Origin of the sequence: uncultured Methylovirgula sp., from assembly GCF_947646745.1 — a bacterium.
In the GTDB taxonomy this organism is placed as follows: Bacteria; Pseudomonadota; Alphaproteobacteria; order Rhizobiales; family Beijerinckiaceae; genus Methylovirgula.
On record NZ_CANSHK010000016.1, the window covers coordinates 42,730 to 60,658 of the forward strand.

The 17,929-nt window shown below is 63.7% G+C and carries 18 protein-coding genes; 10 read left to right on the forward strand and 8 right to left on the reverse strand.

Annotated features, from left to right (window positions below; genetic code table 11):
- Positions 1-53: 53 nt before the first annotated feature.
- Both Q0025_RS06590 and Q0025_RS06595 read left to right on the forward strand, forming a co-directional pair.
- Positions 54-1,439: an ActS/PrrB/RegB family redox-sensitive histidine kinase gene (locus Q0025_RS06590; RefSeq protein WP_297297236.1), complete on the forward strand. Its 1,386-nt coding sequence runs from the start codon at positions 54-56 to the stop codon at positions 1,437-1,439.
- Between the two features lie 162 nt (positions 1,440-1,601).
- Entirely contained in the window at positions 1,602-2,201 is a 600-nt protein-coding gene (locus Q0025_RS06595) for an ActR/PrrA/RegA family redox response regulator transcription factor (RefSeq protein WP_297297238.1), read from the forward strand.
- Here the strand turns inward: Q0025_RS06595 and Q0025_RS06600 are convergent, their stop codons facing one another.
- Complete coding sequence (locus tag Q0025_RS06600; protein ID WP_297297240.1) at positions 2,202-2,663, reverse strand: MmcB family DNA repair protein; 462 nt, start codon at positions 2,661-2,663, stop codon at positions 2,202-2,204. It lies immediately after the preceding gene.
- 22 nt (positions 2,664-2,685) lie between these two features.
- Positions 2,686-2,949 carry an accessory factor UbiK family protein gene (locus tag Q0025_RS06605; protein ID WP_297297242.1) on the reverse strand — a complete coding sequence of 88 codons (264 nt, stop codon included), beginning with the start codon at positions 2,947-2,949 and terminating at the stop codon, positions 2,686-2,688.
- Positions 2,950-3,096: 147 nt separating this feature from the next.
- On the opposite strand from Q0025_RS06605, the gene lgt reads away from it, so the two are divergent.
- The 3 genes from lgt to Q0025_RS06620 are packed head-to-tail and all read left to right on the forward strand — an operon-like array spanning position 3,097 to position 5,776.
- Positions 3,097-3,909: a prolipoprotein diacylglyceryl transferase gene (gene lgt / locus Q0025_RS06610; protein WP_297297243.1), complete on the forward strand. Its 813-nt coding sequence runs from the start codon at positions 3,097-3,099 to the stop codon at positions 3,907-3,909.
- The gene (locus Q0025_RS06615; RefSeq protein ID WP_297297245.1) at positions 3,906-5,006 is read left to right on the forward strand and encodes an SAM-dependent methyltransferase; all 1,101 of its coding nucleotides are present in this window, start codon (positions 3,906-3,908) and stop codon (positions 5,004-5,006) included. The genes lgt and Q0025_RS06615 overlap by 4 nt, the downstream gene beginning before the upstream one ends.
- Positions 5,003-5,776 carry a polyphenol oxidase family protein gene (locus Q0025_RS06620; RefSeq protein ID WP_297297247.1) on the forward strand — a complete coding sequence of 258 codons (774 nt, stop codon included), beginning with the start codon at positions 5,003-5,005 and terminating at the stop codon, positions 5,774-5,776. Before Q0025_RS06615 ends, Q0025_RS06620 begins: the two co-directional genes overlap by 4 nt.
- Before the next feature lie 146 nt (positions 5,777-5,922).
- Here Q0025_RS06620 and Q0025_RS06625 read toward each other — a convergent pair whose 3' ends face one another.
- Positions 5,923-6,420 (reverse strand): hypothetical protein, encoded by a 498-nt coding sequence (locus Q0025_RS06625; protein ID WP_297297248.1) that lies wholly within the window; start codon positions 6,418-6,420, stop codon positions 5,923-5,925.
- Here Q0025_RS06625 and Q0025_RS06630 point away from each other — a divergent pair.
- On the forward strand, positions 6,400-7,470 hold the full coding sequence (locus Q0025_RS06630; RefSeq protein ID WP_297297250.1) for a Spy/CpxP family protein refolding chaperone: 1,071 nt from the start codon (positions 6,400-6,402) through the stop codon (positions 7,468-7,470). The two genes, Q0025_RS06625 and Q0025_RS06630, sit on opposite strands and share 21 nt — an antisense overlap.
- Here Q0025_RS06630 and Q0025_RS06635 read toward each other — a convergent pair.
- The 4 genes from Q0025_RS06635 to Q0025_RS06650 all read right to left on the reverse strand — a co-directional run bounded on the left by Q0025_RS06635 (position 7,467) and on the right by Q0025_RS06650 (position 11,407).
- Positions 7,467-7,745, reverse strand: coding sequence for a hypothetical protein (locus Q0025_RS06635; protein WP_297297253.1), 279 nt, complete (start codon positions 7,743-7,745; stop codon positions 7,467-7,469). The genes Q0025_RS06630 and Q0025_RS06635 overlap by 4 nt on opposite strands.
- Positions 7,746-7,837: 92 nt before the next feature.
- The gene (locus tag Q0025_RS06640) at positions 7,838-9,178 is read right to left on the reverse strand and encodes an NRAMP family divalent metal transporter (RefSeq protein WP_297297254.1); all 1,341 of its coding nucleotides are present in this window, start codon (positions 9,176-9,178) and stop codon (positions 7,838-7,840) included.
- 19 nt (positions 9,179-9,197) lie between these two features.
- On the reverse strand, positions 9,198-10,019 hold the full coding sequence (locus Q0025_RS06645; RefSeq protein ID WP_297297256.1) for a carbon-nitrogen hydrolase family protein: 822 nt from the start codon (positions 10,017-10,019) through the stop codon (positions 9,198-9,200).
- Positions 10,020-10,081: 62 nt separating this feature from the next.
- A complete protein-coding gene (locus Q0025_RS06650; RefSeq protein WP_297297258.1) occupies positions 10,082-11,407 on the reverse strand; it encodes a methyl-accepting chemotaxis protein in 1,326 nt (441 codons plus the stop codon).
- 131 nt (positions 11,408-11,538) lie between these two features.
- Between Q0025_RS06650 and gshB the strand changes: the two genes are divergently transcribed.
- The 4 genes from gshB to Q0025_RS06670 all read left to right on the forward strand — a co-directional run bounded on the left by gshB (position 11,539) and on the right by Q0025_RS06670 (position 17,152).
- Positions 11,539-12,504 (forward strand): glutathione synthase, encoded by a 966-nt coding sequence (gene gshB / locus Q0025_RS06655; RefSeq protein ID WP_297297260.1) that lies wholly within the window; start codon positions 11,539-11,541, stop codon positions 12,502-12,504.
- Complete coding sequence (locus Q0025_RS06660) at positions 12,501-15,332, forward strand: [protein-PII] uridylyltransferase (RefSeq protein WP_297297262.1); 2,832 nt, start codon at positions 12,501-12,503, stop codon at positions 15,330-15,332. Before gshB ends, Q0025_RS06660 begins: the two co-directional genes overlap by 4 nt.
- 116 nt (positions 15,333-15,448) lie before the next feature.
- Positions 15,449-16,018: a nucleotide exchange factor GrpE gene (grpE, locus tag Q0025_RS06665; protein WP_297297264.1), complete on the forward strand. Its 570-nt coding sequence runs from the start codon at positions 15,449-15,451 to the stop codon at positions 16,016-16,018.
- 120 nt (positions 16,019-16,138) lie between these two features.
- A complete protein-coding gene (locus tag Q0025_RS06670) occupies positions 16,139-17,152 on the forward strand; it encodes a PAS domain S-box protein (RefSeq protein WP_297297266.1) in 1,014 nt (337 codons plus the stop codon).
- 15 nt (positions 17,153-17,167) lie between these two features.
- Here the strand turns inward: Q0025_RS06670 and Q0025_RS06675 are convergent, their stop codons facing one another.
- Positions 17,168-17,560: a low affinity iron permease family protein gene (locus Q0025_RS06675; protein ID WP_297297268.1), complete on the reverse strand. Its 393-nt coding sequence runs from the start codon at positions 17,558-17,560 to the stop codon at positions 17,168-17,170.
- Positions 17,561-17,929: the final 369 nt, after the last annotated feature.

The window sequence follows — 17,929 nt, forward strand, 5'->3', positions numbered from 1 at the left end:
ATTGCATTCGCCCCTCGATTGACCCACAGCCAGGTGCGGACAAGGATGCAACAATGACTGAGAATCTTTACCTTGACCTCGGCCGGCGGTCGCGGCGGCTGCGCGTCGACACGCTGGTCAAGCTGCGCTGGCTCGCCGTTTGCGGCCAGTTGGTCGCCGTGCTTCTGGTGCGCTTCGGGCTCGGCTTTCCAATCCCGTTCGGCATTTGCTTGCTCTTCATCGCCGGCTCGGCCTGGCTCAACGTCGTCCTCACCTTGCGCTATAACCGCAGCGATCGGCTCAACGATACGCCGGCCGCCGCCATTCTTGCCTACGACATCGTCCAGCTCGCGGCGCTGCTCTATCTCACCGGCGGCATCGAGAACCCCTTCGCGGTTCTCTTTCTTGCGCCGGTGATGATCGCCGCGGTCTCGTTTTCGGCACGCACCGCGATCGGCCTTTTCATCCTGATGGTCGTCGCCGCAACCGTCATCACCTTCTTCCATCATCCGCTGCCCTGGACGCAGAATTCGCCGTTCCAGCTTCCCTCGCTCTATAGCCTTGGCATCTGGGCGGCGGTCACGGTGAGCGCCGCCTTCACCGTGATCTATGCGTCGCGTATCGCCGAGGAAACACGCAAGCTTGCCGACGCCTTTGCGGCGACCGAGCTTGTCATTGCGCGCGAGCAGCTTTTGAGCCAGCTCGATGGCCTTGCCGCCGCCGCCGCGCACGAACTCGGCACGCCGCTCGCGACCATCAGCATCGCGGCGAAAGAATTGCGCAAGCAACTTCCCTCCGGCAGTTACGATGACGATGTCGGCCTCATCATCCAGGAGGTCGGCCGCTGCCGCAGCATATTGAGCAAGCTCGCCTCCTTGGGCGAGGACGAGCCGGGCAGCATCTTGCAGGAGATGAGCCTCGACCTGCTGATCGAGGAGACCGCATCGCCCTATCGCGGCTTCGAGATCGCCATCAATGTGATCAAGGACGGCGTGGCGCCGGAGCCGGTGATCAAACGCAATCCCGGGCTTCTCTACGGCCTCGGCAATCTCATCGAAAACGCCACCGATTTCGCCAAGTCGGAGGTCCGCATCATCGCCCGCTGGAACAAGAGCATTCTGGAAATCACGATCGAGGATGACGGACCGGGCTTTTCGCCGGATGTCATCGGCCGCATTGGCGAACCCTATGTGACGACGCGCGCCGGCCGGCATACCAAGCACGAGGAGGATTCGGGGCTCGGCCTTGGCCTCTTCATCGCCAAGACTCTGCTCGAACGCTCGGGCGCGACCGTGATCATCAGCAATCGGCTGCCGCCGCAATCGGGCGCCCGGATCACCTTGCGCTGGCCGCGGGCGCGCATTGATTCCCACGCCGGGCCGGCGCAAAGCCTTGCCGCCCGGCTCGCGTTGGAGCCGCGCGGCGACGGGCGCCGCATCGCCCAATGGCCCGCCCATTGAAGCGATCGATTTACCATTCGAAGCTGTCTATTTGCCATTTCGCCGCGGGACCGGCAAAAAGGCCGCAGCACCGGGCCGTCGACGGCTTTCGGACCCATCCACTCCGATTTCCCATTCTAGGGCGCGGGAAATCGCTCTAATATAGCCAGAGGCTTCCAGGCCATGACCAAATCAGACCCCTTCGAACCGATATCGGGGGCTAGGGTGGAAACGATCGCGACCTTAGGGGATTTACCCGAGGATAAGACGCTGCTTATCGTCGACGACGATCGCGCCTTCCTGACGCGGCTTGCGCGCGCCATGGAAGGACGCGGCTTTATCGTCACGGCAGCGCAATCGGTCGCCGAGGGGCTCGCCGTCATCGGCCACGCGCCGCCCGCCTTTGCCGTGATCGACATGCGCCTCGCCGACGGGAACGGGCTCGATGTCATTTCCGAATTGAAGGCCAGGCGCCCCGAGGCGCGCGCCATCATCCTGACGGGCTATGGCAATATCGTCACCGCGGTGACGGCGGTGAAGCTCGGCGCCTTCGATTATCTGGCTAAGCCCGCGGACGCCGACGATATCTATGCCGCGCTGATGGCGACGCATCACGACAAGGCGGAAGTGCCCGAAAATCCGATGTCGGCCGACCGGGTCCGCTGGGAGCACATCCAGCGCATCTACGAACTCTGCGGCCGCAATGTTTCGGAGACGGCGCGGCGGCTCAACATGCATCGGCGCACTTTGCAGCGCATCCTCGCCAAGCGCGCGCCGCGCTGATCAGACCGGCCCGAAGCTCAAGATCTCCGGATCGGTCAGCCCGTGCAGGCGATGCGCGGCGGCATGCGCAAAGCGCATCAGCATGGCGCGCCGCGTCGCCGGCGCGAGCCGGTGCTCCGGCGCCTCGCGCAGGACCGCGGCGCCAAACGCATCGGCGACGATCAGCCCGGCGTCGTCGGGCATGATCTCGGGCGCGAGATTATCGGAAATGGCGAAATAGAGCCGGTCGCAATGGGCGCGATAATCCGGCCATTTCTGATCGGCGCGGAAATCGGCGAGCGATGATTTGATCTCGACGATGACGATCGTCCCGTCCGCCGCCAGAGCCACGACGTCGGCGCGCCGCCCGCTCGCCAGCGGCAATTCAGTCAGGGTCGAAAAACGCAGATTGCGCAGCAACCGCCGCGTGCCGCGGGCAATCGCCAGCGCCATATCCGACTGGCGGCCGTCGACGACCGCCACGGGGCTCGCGGGCGGCACGCGACTAGGTGGCGGAGGTCACGCCGAGCTTGGCTTCGAGCGCCTCGATCCGCTTCCTCAAACGATCGTTCTCGTCGCGCGCGGCAATCGCCATCTCGCGCATCGCCTCGAATTCCTCGCGGGTGACGACATCCATCGCCGACAGGAAGCGCTCGACCTGCGCTTTGATGGCGCCTTCCGCCTCGCGGCGCACGCCGTGCGCCATTTCGCTCGCATCGTTCATGAGACGCGAAAAATCGTTAAACATATTGCTGCGGGTCTCGGGCATGGCACGCTCCAGATTCATTTCGTTCAAGCGTCATTTCGTTCCCTTTATGTTGCGCGTTTTCGGGTTTGCCGCAAGCGCAAACGGGGCGCCTTGACCTCGTGATCGCCGCGTCGCATCACCGCCGTAGATTTCAGCCAGATTCGGGCGATGCTGCTTCTCATTCCCTACCCCGTCATCAATCCGGTCCTCGTAAACATCGGCCCGCTGCCGATCCGCTGGTATGCGCTCGCCTATATCGCCGGGATCATTTTCGGCTGGGCCTATGTCCGCCACCTGGTCGGCCGCGACAAGCTCTGGGGCAGCGTTGCCCATCCGACGCCGGCCAGCATCGACGATCTCGTCGTCTATGTCGCTTTCGGCATCATCCTCGGCGGCCGAGCCGGCTATGTGCTGTTTTACAACCTACCGGTCTATCTCGCGCATCCGCTCGAAATCTTCGCCGTCTGGAAAGGCGGCATGTCGTTTCACGGCGGCCTGCTCGGCGCGATGCTCGGCATCGCCCTCTTCGCCCGCCGCGCCGGCGTGCCGGTGCTCTCGGTCATGGACGTGACGGCCGCGTCGGTGCCGATCGGCCTCGCTCTGGGGCGGCTCGCCAATTTCATCAAACCCGAATTGTGGGGCCGCCCGACCGACGTGCCGTGGGCGATGATCTTTCCAGGTTCCGACGGGCAGCCGCGCCATCCGAGCCAGCTTTATGAAGCCGGCCTCGAAGGGGTGGTTCTGTTTCTTCTCCTGATGCTCGCGGTGCGGCTCGGCGCGCTCAAACGTCCCGGCCTCGTCACCGGCCTTTTCGCGCTCGGCTATGGGATCGCGCGGATCATCTGCGAATTTTTCCGCGAGCCAGACCCGCAGCTCGGCTTTCTCTTCGGCGGCGCGACCATGGGCATGTTGCTGTCGGTGCCGCTGATCCTCGCCGGACTCGTGCTCCTCTATTATGCGACGCGCGGCAGGCAAGCGTGAACGCGCTGGCGCACGAGATCGCGGCGATGATCGCGCAAGACGGGCCGATCAGCCTCGAGCGTTTCATGACGCTAGCGCTCCAGCATCCGCGCTATGGCTATTATCGGGTCCGCCGGCCGATCGGCGCCGCCGGCGATTTCGTCACCGCGCCGGAAATCCATCAAATGTTCGGCGAATTGATCGGCCTCTGGTCGGTCGAGGTCTGGCAGCAGATGGGCGAACCGTCGTCCTTGCGGCTTGTCGAGCTGGGCCCCGGACGCGGAACGCTGCTGGCGGATTCCCTGCGCGCCGCACGGCTGCGCCCGGCCTTCCTGCAAGCCGCCGACATCCATCTTGTCGAAGCGAGCGAAGCGCTGATCGAGGTCCAGCGCGCGACGCTCAAGGGCCTGCCCGTGACCTGGCATTCGTCGATCGATACCCTGCCGGATGGGCCGGCGATCATCCTTGCCAATGAATTTTTCGATGCGCTGCCGATCCGCCAATATGTGCAGACGGAAACGGGGCTCTGCGAGCGCGTCGTCGGGCTCAATGCCGAAGGCGATTTGTGCTTCGGTCTCTCGCCGGCCGGAGCATCGGGGCCGGCTGTGGCATCGACGGGCGCGATCTTCGAAGTCGGCGCCGCCGCGCAGGCGATCCTGCGCCGTCTCGCCACGCATCTCGTAAGCCAAGCGGGCGCGTTGCTGATGATCGACTATGGTTACGCCCAGTCCGGTGCCGGCGACACGCTGCAGGCGGTGCAGAACCACGAGCCGGACGATCCGTTGCGCGCGCCGGGCGAAGCCGATTTGACTGCACATGTCGATTTCGCGGCGCTCGCGCGCGCCGCGACGGCCGAGGGCGCCGCGGTTTATGGCCCGACGAGCCAAGGCAAATTTCTCGCCCGGCTCGGCATTTTTGAGCGCGCGGCGGCGCTGAAACGCAAGGCAACATCTCAGCAAGCGGCCGCGATCGATGCCGCGCTCGCGCGTCTCGCTTTGCCCGGCCCGCAGAGCGGCGCCAAGGCTAGCATGACGGAATTGTTCAAAGTTATGGCGATCGTCTCGCCCGATCTTGCCGCTCCGCCCGGCTTCGACGCCAGTCCAGGAAATGAGTCATGAAAGCCGAAGCTGTCTCTCTCGACATCCTGAAAGCGCCCGGCCTGGCGCATGGCTTCTTCACCCGCCGTGGCGGCGTCTCGACCGGCGTCTATGATTCGCTGAACGGCGGCGTCGGCTCGAACGACGATCCGGCGCGCGTCGCTGAGAACCGCCGCCGGATGGCCGAGGCGCTCGGCATCGCCGGCGATCATCTGCTTGTTCCGTTCCAGATCCATTCGGCGACGGCGCTGCCCGTCAGCGCCCCCTTCGCCGCGGACGAGCGGCCGCGCTGCGACGGGCTCGTCACCGCGACGCGCGGGTTGGGGCTTGGCGTCACGGGCGCCGATTGCGGCATCGTGCTCTTCGCCGACCGCGAACGGCAGATCATCGGCGCCGCCCACGCCGGATGGAAGGGCGCGCTCACCGGCGTGCTCGAAGCGACGATCGTCGCCATGGAGCGGATCGGCGCCGAGCGCACCGCGATCACCGCCGCGCTCGGCCCGACGATCGGGCCGAATTCCTATGAGGTCGGGCCGGAATTCTTCGCCCGCTTCCTCGATGCCGCGCAGGATTATGCGCAATTCTTCAGGCCATCGGCCCGGGCGGCGCATTTCCTCTTCGATCTCCCACGCTTCATCGGCTTTCGCCTCCGACAGGCGGGTATCGGCGCTTTCGCCGATTGCGGCATCGACACCTATACCGACGAGGCGCGCTGCTTTTCCTACCGCCGTACGACGCATCGCGGCGAACCGGATTACGGGCGTCTCATTGCTGCAATCGCGTTGGTCTAAGAGCGTCGGACGTTCAAAATCGCTCGACGCTTTAAATCCTTCTCACCGCATCGGATTCGTCCGAAAACCGCTTCGGACTGTTCGCTCCGATGCTCAAAGCACGCGGATTTGAGCAGGCTGACGCAACGGTCAGGCCGGGTCACGCGTTAACCGATGCAAATTTTTTGCGGGGAATGGAGGCTCACATGCCGCGCCGGACCGCCAGATTGCTTTGCCTGACCACGGCTTTTTGTTTCACCGCGATGCTGATGACGGATGCTTTTGCCTTCGGCCACGGCGGCGGGGGAGGCGGTCATTTTGGCGGCGGAGGCGGCCACTTTGGCGGCGGCCACTTTGGCGGCGGCGGCTTTGGCGGTGGCCATTTCGGCGGCGGTCACTTTGGCGGCGGCCATTTCGGCGGTGGCCATTTTGGCGGCGGCCATTTCGGCGGTGCGCGCTTCGGCGGCGGGCATTTTGGTGGCGGCCATTTCGGAGGGCGCCATTTCGGCGGGGGCCATTTCGGTCACTTCGCCGGCGGGCATGGCTTCGCTGGACATGGGTTCGGCGGACATGGCCTTGGTGGACATGGCTTCGGTGGACGTGGTTTTGCGGGGGCGCATTTCGGCCATGGCTTCGGTGGCCGGATGGCGGGCGGCTTCGGCCACGGCGCTTTCGGACAAGGCGCTTTCGGGCATGGCTTTGCCGCCGGCGGCTGGCGCAATGGCTATGGCGGGGGGTGGGGCGGCGGTTGGGGTTGGGGAGGTGGCTGGGGCGGCGGGCTCTTCTGGCCGTATTATTATGACGACGCGCTCCTCTATGCGCTGTGGCCCGGCGCTTATTACGACCCATTCTTCGACTATGGGCCGGACGATCTCTTCGCCGGTCTCTTCTGGCCCGGTTACGATTACGACGCCTATGCCGGCGACTTCTACGACGGCGGCCTCTACGGTGGCGCGCCGGTGCGCGGACATCGCCGCCGTCATCATCGCCAGCCGGTCGAGCCGCAAGCCAATGCAGCCCAGTCGTGCACCGCCGCTGCGCCCGGCGTGACCGACCTGCCGCTCGAGCGGATCGGCAAAGCGATCCAGCCGAGCGCCGATCAAACCAATCTGTTGAACGATCTCAAGACCGCGACCGGCAAAGCCGGCGACATTCTGCGTGCGGCCTGTCCGAGCGAGCCGCCGCTGACGCCCGTGAGCCGCATCACCGCGATCGAAAAACGGCTCGACGCGACCGACCAGGCTCTCGGCATGATCCGCGCACCGCTGACCAAGCTTTACGATTCGCTCGGCGACGAACAGAAACAGAAATTCGACGCCATCACCTTGGGACGCCATCGCCGCGCGCCGAAAAAGGCGGCGCCCGCCGACTTCGTCGCGCAATGCAAGGAGCGCGCGCAGCAATTCACCGATCTGCCGGTGCAACAGATTTCCGATACGCTGAAGCCGACCGGCGATCAAAAGGCCGCCTTCGATTCGCTCAAGATGGTGAGCGACAAGGCCGCCGCGAATGTCGAGGATTCGTGTCCGCAGCAGCCGCCGCAGACCGTTGCTGCGCGCTTCGATGCGATCGAGGCGCGGCTCAAGGCGATGAAGGGAGCAATTGAGTCCATTGCACCGAAATTGAAGGATTTCTACGCGACGCTCAGCGACGACCAAAAGGCGCAATTCAATCTGATGACGGTGCCAAGACCGCAGGCGCCCAGTCGCGGCTAGTCGGTCAATATGGTTGCATAGGCGGCGAGCGCCGCGTGCAGGGCGCCGCTTTCGGCACGCGCCGCGTGATCGCCCGATTGAACGAGGCAGAGCGTGGCCATCTGGGCGCTGGAGCCCGTGCGCACCGGTGCCGGCAGGACCGCCGGCGCTTGCAAGGCAACGACGGCATCGGACAATTCCTTTGACTGCTGCACAAAACCGCGCTTCGGCGCGGCCTGTGCGAGCGTGCCGCGATAAAACTGCGGCGTGACCAGTCCGACCCCGGATGAAGCCATCGAACGTTTCCCCAAAACTATGGCAACGTCATAGCTCCCGCGGCTTCAGCTTTCTTTTTTGATTTAGCTAAAATTCGAGCGATCGCGGGAAATCAGCCTCCATGCACGGTCGTGTAGATGAGGGCCGCCCCGGCGATCGCCATCACCCCAAAAGCGAGCCAGACGAAGAAGCGCGAGAGCGGGCCGCCGCGATACGCCCCGAGAATATCGGCGCGCCCGTTGATCCGGGCGATGACATAGAGCAGCGGCACTGCGGAAATCCCATTAAAGACAGCTGTATAGACCAGCGCCTTGATCGGATCGATGCCGACGAAATTCAGCGCCAGACCCACGAAGGTGGCGACCAGAATGACGCCATAGAAGCCGCGCGCCTCGCCGAACTTGCGCGACAGGCCCTCGTTCCAGTCGAGCGCCTCGGCCATGGCATAAGCGGCGGAGCCGGCCAAGATCGGAATCGCCAGCAAGCCGAGGCCGACGACGCCGAAGGCGAAAATATCGCGCGCCAATTGACCGGCGTTCGGAAACGAATGCACCAACGGCTCAAGCGCCGCGGCGGCGTCTGCCGCGGTATTGATGTTCTTCACGCCATGCGCATAAAGCACCGTGCCGGTGGTGACGATGATGAACCATTGCACAATCTGCGAAGAGAACATGCCGACCGTGGTGTCGATGCGCATGTTGCGGACGAAGTGCGGCGGCAATTGCGGCGGCCCGCTTTTGCCCTCGCGCGCAGCAATCGCCTCTTCTTCCTCGACCTCCTCCGACGCCTGCCAGAAAAACATATAGGGCGAGATCGACGTGCCGAAGACGCCGGTGATGATGAAGAGAAAGGCGAAGGAAAATTCGATATGCGGCACGATCGTCGCGCGCAAGATCGCCGCCCAGTCGTTGGAGACGAGAAGCGCCGTCGCCGGATAGGCGAGCAGCGTCAAGGCAAGCCATTTGAGAATATTGGCATAGGCCGGATAGCTCACCCAGATTTCGAGCGAGATGACGATGGCGACAGTGAGGACCGCAAAGAGCCAGAACGGCGCCGGATAAACAAGCCGCGCCGCGGCGGCGACCGCGCCGATGTCGGCGCCGATATTGATGATATTCGCCGCGAGCACCAGCAGCACGACGCCGAGCAAAACATTGCGGCTGTAATGCTCTTTGATGACGCCGGCGAGACCCTTGCCGGTGACGGCGCCGATCCGGCCGCAGCATTCCTGAACCGCAAGCAGCAGCGGCACCTGATAGGCCGCCGTCCAAAGCTGACCGAAACCAAATTGCGCGCCGGTTTGAGAATAGGTCGCGATGCCGGAGGGATCGTCATCCGCTGCGCCGGTGATGAAGCCCGGTCCGATGATCGAGAGGAGTGAACGAAGAGTGGGGCGCGGTTTTTTTTGCGCTTGCACCGCGCCCGGTTCGCGATGATACCAAAGACGGCGCATGCACTCCCCCTTCTGACGTCTATCGCAGTTTGACCTTGTGCCGGGCGACGGGAATCTGGACCCGCATTGTGTCGATCGCGTTCCGCGCGATCCGCGTCGAGACGATGCCGACCCCGTCCGAGGCCCGGGCGATCACATGCCCCCAGGGATCGGCGACAAGCGAATGGCCATAGCTCGCCCGTGTCGCATCGCCCGCCTTGTGCAAGCCGGTCTGTGCGGGCGCGCAGAAATAGGTTTCCGTCTCGATCGCGCGGGCGCGGCAGAGAACCTCCCAATGATCCTTGCCGGTCAGCAGCGTGAAGGCTGCGGGCAGCGCGATGACGTCGGCACCTTTTTCGGCCAGAGCCTGGAAGAGATCGGGGAAACGCAAATCGTAGCAGATGGCGCAGCCGAAGGTGAAATCTTCGGCCCGATAAGTCACGACCTGGTCGCCGGGTTTGAACGATGCGCTTTCGCAGTAATGCGTGCCGTCCGGCGCGGTGATGTCGAACATGTGGATCTTGCGGTAACGCGCGAGCTCACGGCCGGTGCGATCGAAGACCAAAGTGGTATTATAAAGACGGTCCTCACCCGGAATTTTTTCCAGGATCGAGCCGGCGTGGATGAAAATGCCGTGGCGTCGCGCCAGTGCCTGCATGGCGGTATAGGCCGGGCCCTCGCCGAGGATTTCGGCGGCTTCCTGCTTGTCGGCTTGCAGGCCGCCGAGGAAATCGAAACATTCGGGCAGGCCGATCCAATCGGACCGTTCCTGCGCCACCGCCTGATTGATCAGTTCGACGGCGGCGGCGATATTCGCGGCCTTGTCCTGGCGCGAATTCATCTGGATCAGGCTGATCTTCATATGCCTAGTTCGCGGGGATCGCGAACCGAGTCAAATGAAAATCGATCGCAGGGCGAGTCCCCTCACGCCGCCTCGCCCAACGTCTCGGCAAAGGCGCGCACGTCGGTCAGCACGCGCGCGGCAAGCATATCGAGTTCGCGGGCAAGGCCGACCAGGGATTCGGCGTGCTGGCTGGTGAGGGAGGCCGCCTTGGCGACATTCTCGACAAAGCTCGACGTCGCCGATGTGCCGGACGCGGCCGAGCGTACGTTGCGGGCGATTTCCTGAGTCGAGGCGCCCTGCTCTTGCACGGCAGAGGCGATGATCGCCGAAATCTGCTCAATTTCGCCGATCTTGGTCTGGATCGTGTCGATCGCCGTCACCGAACTGTCGGTTGCCGCCTGCATGTCGGCGTTCTGGGCGGAAATGTCCTGCGTCGCGCGGGCGGTCTGGGTGGCGAGTGTCTTGACCTCCTGGGCGACGACGGCGAAGCCGCGGCCGGCCTCGCCGGCGCGGGCGGCCTCGATCGTCGCGTTGAGCGCCAGAAGATTGGTCTGCGCCGCAATGCGCGAAATGAGGCTGACGATATCGCCGACGCGCCGCGCCGCCTCGGTGAGGCGCGCCATGCCGCTCGACGTCTCGATGCTCTCCGACACGGCGCGCTTGACGACCGTCGTCGATTGCACGACCTGACGGCTGATCTCCTCGATCGAAGCCAGCAGCTCTTCCGATGCGATGGCAACCGATGACACGTCGCCCGCCGCATTCGAGGACGCGATCTTGGCTTGCGAAGAGCCTTCGGCGGCATTGCGGGCGCCGGCGATCATATCCTGCGACGCCGCCGACATGCGTTTGGTCATTTCCGTCAATTGGCCGACGCGGCTCGAAAGATCGGCGGAGAATGTCTCGACCTTGTCGCGGATCGCCGCTTCGCGCAGAAGCCGCTTCTCGCGATCGTCGCGCGCCTGGATTTCGGCCATGAGCTCGTTGTTTTTCTTGACGCCGTCGCGCAGCACCCGCAACGCCCGGGAGATTGCGCCAATCTCGTCATTGCGCTCTGCGCCGTTAAGGTCGATATCCGCATTGCCGGCCGCAAGCGCCGACATTTGCCGCGCCAGAATATCGACCGGCTTGGCAATGGTAAAATAGGCAATGGGCGTCGAGACGATCAAAACCAGCACGCAGCCGAGCGCCGAGCCAAAAAGCAGGTCGCGGCTCAATTGCCCGGCCGCGCGATCGAGCGCGATGGCCTCGAGATGGGCGGTTCGCGGGTCGGCGCTGACGATGGCATGGGCGAGGTCGCGCACCTGGAGGGAGGCCAGATAGGCCACCACACTCAGCGCGACGAGAAGACCAATATAAAGAAGCTGCCTCAGAATTAAGCTTCGGCCGATGGAAAGATTGCCCATGAATTTGCCTCTGCCGCACGTAAACTGGACAATATGTCCGATGCGCTTCATGGGAAGTTAACGACGCGGCCCCGCAACCTGAGATTTTTGCGGCGGCGGCCGAGAAGCCGGATGCGGCGGAAGGAGCGATTATGTCCCTCGTTGTCGCGGTCCAAATGGATCCGATCGACAAAATCAATTTCGCCGGCGATTCGACGTTCGCCTTGATGCTGGAGGCGGAAAAGCGCGGCCACCGGCTCTACCACTACACCCCCGATAAGCTGACCTGGGGGGCGCATGGCATCACCGCCGAAGCCGCCGAAATCGCCGTGCGCGACCGGCCGGGCGACTATTTCACGCTGCAGAAACCGGCGCGCCTCGAGCTCGCCCAGGCCGATGTCGTGCTGCTGCGGCAGGATCCGCCGTTCGACCTTGGCTATATCACCTCGACGCATCTGCTCGAGCAATTGCCGCCGAGCGTCCTCGTCGTCAACGATCCGGCCGCCGTGCGCAATGCGCCGGAAAAGCTGTTTGTGATGGACTTTCCGCAATTTATGCCGGCAACGCTGATCAGCCGCGACAAAGCCGCGATCGCCGCCTTCCTGGAGGAGCAGGGTGAGATCGTGGTCAAACCGCTGCACGGGCACGGCGGCGCGGCCGTCTTCAAGCTCGGTCGCAAGGACCCGAACTTCGGCTCGCTCTACGATCTGTTTGCCACGACTTTCAAAGAGCCCTGGGTCGCCCAGGCGTTTCTGCCGCAGATCGCCAAGGGCGATAAGCGCATCATCTTGGTCGATGGCGCAGCCGCCGGCGCGGTCAACCGCGTGCCGGCGGAAAACGATATCCGCGCCAATATGGTGCGTGGCGGCGCCGCGGCCGCGACGGAATTGACGGCCCGCGAAAAAGAGATTTGCGCCGCGATCGGGCCGGAGCTGAAACGCCGCGGCCTGCTTTTTGTTGGCATCGACGTCATCGATGGCTATCTGACGGAAATCAACGTCACCTCGCCAACCGGCATAAGGGCGATCCGCAACACCGGTGGCCCCGACGTCGCCGCTCTCATCTGGGATGCGATCGAGGCCAAGCTTGCAGCCCGGTGCCAGGACTTGAACGCATGAGCCTTAGCGAACTCGCCACGCCTCGCGACCGGCCGCGCCGCCGCAGCGCCGCATTGGATCCGGCCCAGCTTTTCGACCGGGCGGCGATCGCTGCGGCCATCGCCGCCGCGCACGACACCGGCCTCGGCCTCGACGATCTGCGCCAAACCGCACTCGATCTTTTCCGCGCCGGGCTCGAGGCGGGACGCGGCCGCGCCCGTACAACCTTGGATGCGGTGCGCGGCGGCCTCGCCTGCGCCGGCAATCTGTCGAAGCTCGAAGACGAACTGATTCGCGCGCTGCACGATTTCACCGTCACTTACCTCTTCCCGCCGCCCACAGCCGCGGCGCGGCGGCTCGTCATCGCCGCGGTCGGCGGCTATGGCCGCGCGACGCTCGCGCCCGGCTCCGACATCGACCTCCTGTTTCTGCTGCCGTCGGACGACGACACCTGGGGCAAAAGGGTCACCGAATCGGTGCTCTATCTGCTCTGGGACCTGAAGCAGAAAGTCGGTCACTCGACGCGTTCGGTCGAGGAATGTCTGTCCCAATCGCGGCGCGACATGACGATCCGCACCGCCTTGCTCGAAGCGCGCTTCATTCTCGGCGATGAAAAACTCTTTGCCGATATGTATCGGCGCTTCGACAAGGAGATCGTGCAGCGCAATCCGCGCGAATTCGTCGTCGCCAAGCTCGCCGAACGCGACAGCCGCATTACCAAGGAAGGCCAGACGCGCTATCTCGTCGAGCCTAACGTCAAGGAAGGCAAAGGCGGCCTACGCGACCTCAATTCGCTGTTCTGGATCGCCAAATATGTCTATCGCGTGCGCGAGGCGTCGGAGCTTGTCGAAGCCCGCGTGTTCACGCCGCGCGAATATCGGCGCTTCTGCCGCTGCGAGGAATTCTTATGGCTCGTGCGTTGCCATATGCATTTTCTCGCCGGCCGCGCCGAGGAGATTTTGAGCTTTGACATGCAGCGCCCGATCGCCGAACGGCTCGGCTATGCCGGCCGCGGCGGCCTCTCCGGCGTCGAACGCTTCATGAAACATTATTTCCTGATCGCCAAGGAAGTCGGCGATCTCACCGCCGTGCTCAGCGCCGCGCTGGAGGAGCGCCATGCCAAACCGGCCGCGGTCCTCGACCGATTTCACCTGCGCGTGCGGCGCCAGGACAAGCGCGTCAAGGAGTTCGGGTTCACCATAGAGAACGGTCGGCTGAAAGCCGCGCGGCCCGACGTCTTCGCGCGCGACCCGGTCAATCTCATCCGCATGTACTGGCTCGCCGATCGCGACGGCGTCGCGCTGCATCCGGACCTCGTGCATCTTGCCATTTCGCATCTTTATTTGATCGACGAGACTCTGCGCGACGATCGCGAGGCGAACCGGCTGTTCCTCGACATTCTGACTTCCCACAATTCGGCAGAAGCGGTGCTGCGGCTGATGAATGAGGCCGGCGTACTCGGCCGCTTCATCCCGGCTTTCGGGCGCATCGTCGCGATGATGCAGTTCAACATGTATCATCACTACACCGTCGACGAGCACCTGTTGCGTGCCGTCGGCTATCTCGCCGAGATCGATGCGCGCCGGCATCGCGAGGATCTGCCGCTGTCCGACACGATCATGTCGTCGGTCGAGAAGCGCCGGGCGCTTTACGTCGCGCTCTTTCTGCATGATGTCGCCAAGGGCCGCATGGAAGATCATTCGATCGCCGGCGCAGCCGTCGCGCATCATCTGTGTCCGCGGCTTGGCCTCGACCCGGCCGAGACCGAAACGGTCGCCTGGCTCATCGAAAATCATCTCCTGATGTCAGATACCGCGCAGCGGCGCGATCTCGCTGACCGGCGCACGATCGAGACCTTTGCCGCCCGGGTGCAGACGATGGAACGGCTCAAAATGCTGTTCCTGTTGACGGTCTGCGACATTCAGGCCGTCGGGCCCGGTGTCTGGAACGGCTGGAAGGGGGAGTTGCTGCGCACGCTTTTCCTTGAGACGCAGATCGTGCTGGGCGGCGGCCATACCAAAACCGAGCGCACCGAGCGGATCGAGAGGGCCAAAGCCGAATTGCGGGCGCAATTGCCGAACTGGTCGGATGCCGAATTCGCAGCCTATGCGGCGCGGCATCCGCAAGCCTATTGGCTGCGCGTCGATCTGTCGCGCAAAATCCGCCATGCGCGGCTTCTCCACCGCACCGAGATCGACTTGCCCGAGCCGATCATCGACGTTCAGACGGATACGTTCCGCGGCGTGACCGAGGTGACGCTGATTGCGCTCGACCATCCGCGGCTGCTGTCGATCGTCGCCGGCGCCTGCGCCGCCGCCGGCGCCAATATCGTCGATGCGCAGATTTTCACGACCACCGACGGAATCGCGCTCGATTCCTTCTTCGTTTCGCGGACGTTCGAGCGCGACGAGGACGAATTGCGCCGCGGCGAGCGCATCGTGCTGGCGATCGAGCAGGCGCTGCGCGGGCAGATTCGCCTGGGCGACCTCGTCGCCGCCAAAGGCGCCGCCGCCGCCGCCAAAGGCACCCCCTTCGATGTGCCGGCGCAGGTCTCGATCGATAATGAATTGTCGAACCGCTACACGGTCATCGAGGTCTCCGGCCGCGACCGGCCCGGGCTGCTCTATTCGATCGCCGACATCCTCTCGCGGCTCAATCTTAATATCGGCTCGGCGCATATCGTGACCTTCGGCGAAAAGGCCGCCGACGTCTTCTATGTGACCGACCTCACCGGGGCTAAAATCACCACCAGCGGACGCAAGGCCTCGATCCGCCAAAAGCTGCTCGACGCCTTTCCCGGCCAGGGCGCGGCGCCGGCCAAAATGGCCGCGGCTGCGCCTGCCCCGTGAGCCAAAGGCTTGGCTTTGGCTTGATTTTCTTTGCTCCAGCCCTGATATCGGCGGAGATTCCAGCACGATGCGCCCCAAGGCGCGCTATTCTTCATTCACGAGCAGTGGACCCTGCCATGCCCGACGAAACATTGCCTGAGACCAATTTCCCGGCGACGGAGGGCGATGCGCCGCCGACCGTCGAAAATACGCCGGACCCGTTCGCCGTCCTGCAGAGCCTTCAGCGCGAGAATGGCGAGCTCAAGGACCGGCTTCTGCGCACGCTCGCGGAGATGGAGAATTTGCGCCGCCGCACCGAAAAGGAAGTGGCCGACGCCAAGCTTTACGGCGTTTCGAGCTTCGCCCGCGATATGCTGAGCTTTGCCGATAATCTGCGCCGTGCCGTGGACAATATCCCGGATGACTTGCGCAAAAGCGCCGATAGCGCGGTCAAGACCCTGACCAGCGGCCTTGAGGTGATCGAGCGCGACTTTATCGGCCGCCTGGCGCGTCATGGCGTCAAGAAATTGGAGCCGCTCGGCGGCAAGTTCGACCCCAACCTGCACGAGGCTCTCTATGAGGTCCCGGACGAGACGGTGCCGAACGGTACGGTCGTGAAGGTCGTCGAAGACGGCTATACAATCGGGGAGCGTGTTCTGCGGCCAGCGAAAGTGGGCATTTCACGCGCCGGGGCCAAAACAAGCTGAAGCGCGCCCGGAACGGAATTCGGGCATCGCGAGGCGTGGACATGGTCTAGACTCGACCGCAGGGGCGGCAGCCTAAGGGCCGCTCCGTGAGACGTCCGCAAGCGGTTTAGGAGGTATCGTTTGGTCGATGCGACGGCGCACCGCCAGGCCGACGAGATCCGGCGGCGACTGATCGAATCTTCACAGGACGCGATCGTCGGCAAGGATCTCGACGGCATTATCGTGAGCTGGAACCAGGCCGCGGAGCAGCTCTTCGGCTATACCGCAGACGAAGCGATCGGCCTGCCGATCGCGATCCTGATCCCGCCCGAACGGCTGGCCGAGGAAACCATCATTCTCGACCGCATCCGCAGCGGCATCAAAGTCGATCATTACGAAACGATCCGCCGCCGCAAGGACGGCAGTTTCATCGATATCTCGCTCAGCATCTCGCCCATCAGAGATGCGGAGGGAAATGTCATCGGCGCATGCAAGATCGCCCGCGACATTACCGAGCGCAAGCGCGCCGAGGAGAAGAGTCAGCTTGTCCTGCGCGAGATCAACCACCGGGTCAAAAATCTGTTCTCGGTTGCGAGCGGCATGTTGAGCGTCAGCGCCCGCTCTGCCGCAACGCCGTCGGAACTGGCGGCGGCGGTTCGCGGCCGGCTCACCGCCATGGCGCGGGCGCAGGAATTGATTCTGCCCGACCTTTCCGGCGATCTGACCAGCGGCATCAAAACTGCCACCTTCGCCGAATTGGCGCGGGCGATTTTATCGCCGTTCGAAGATGCAAGAGCCGGCACGAAGCGCGTGCAGATCGAGGGGCCCGACGTGACGTTGGGGCCGAGCGCCGTCACCAATTTGGCGCTGCTGCTGCACGAGTTCGCGACGAATGCTGCCAAATATGGTGCGCTTTCCGAATCGAGCGGCAAGGTCAAGGTCGCTTGGCGGGCCACCGGCGAGACGCTTCAGCTCGATTGGGCCGAACGCAACGGTCCGCCGCTGACCGCTAAAGCGGGCGAAGCGACAGGCTTTGGTTCCGTCCTGATTGACCGCATCGTCTGCGATCAACTCGGCGGCAAAATCGTCCGACATTGGAAGCCGGAAGGGCTGGCCATCGAAGTCGGCCTGCCGCTGCAACCGCTGGCCCGTTAGTCCAAGCAGCTTTCTCTAAGCGGCCCTGTCCTCGGCCCTGCCCTTGGCACGCGCGGCGCAGGTCGCGCGCAGACGGTTCACTTCTTCTTCCGTCAGAAGATCGATCCCGACAAATCGATTCTCGGCATCGCCGGCCCGGATCAGTTCATCGAGCTTGGCCTGGATCGCTGCACCGTCGCGATTCTGCGAACTCTGGATGAGGAACACCATGAGGAAGGTGATGAGGCTGGTTGCCGTATTGGCGACAAGCTGCCACGTGTCCGAATAGTGAAAAGACGGGCCCAGAATGCCCCAAATCACAATCAGCGAAAGCGAGAGGCCGAAAGCCATCGGATGGCCGGTGACATGCGCGCAGCCGGCCGCGAACTTTGAAAAAATGTCTTTCATGACGACACACAAAATGAACAAGGGTTCCGCCGGAAACAATTTCGGCGCGCAAAAGTTCCGCTGAAGGCGGGGTGCGCTTCAGGCGGAACCGAAAGGCAGCGATCTGGTTAGTCCCCCACCTTCAACAAGGAGGACGAGATCATGAGTTTCGGAAAAGGCCTTTTGCTTTGGCTGATCGGTATTCCGATTCCGGTCATCATTCTGCTCGCGCTTTTCTTGCATCACTGAGCGAGTCAGTTCGCGGCAAGACCATCCGGCGACGAGCCGGATGGTTTCGTCACGCGCCGCAATGTCAAATTGATGCGGGCACCGCCCAAGAGGTCGGACGTGCGGGCCACGATGCGCGCGACGCCGTGATAAGCGAGGCGCGCATCGCCAGCGAGGACGAGC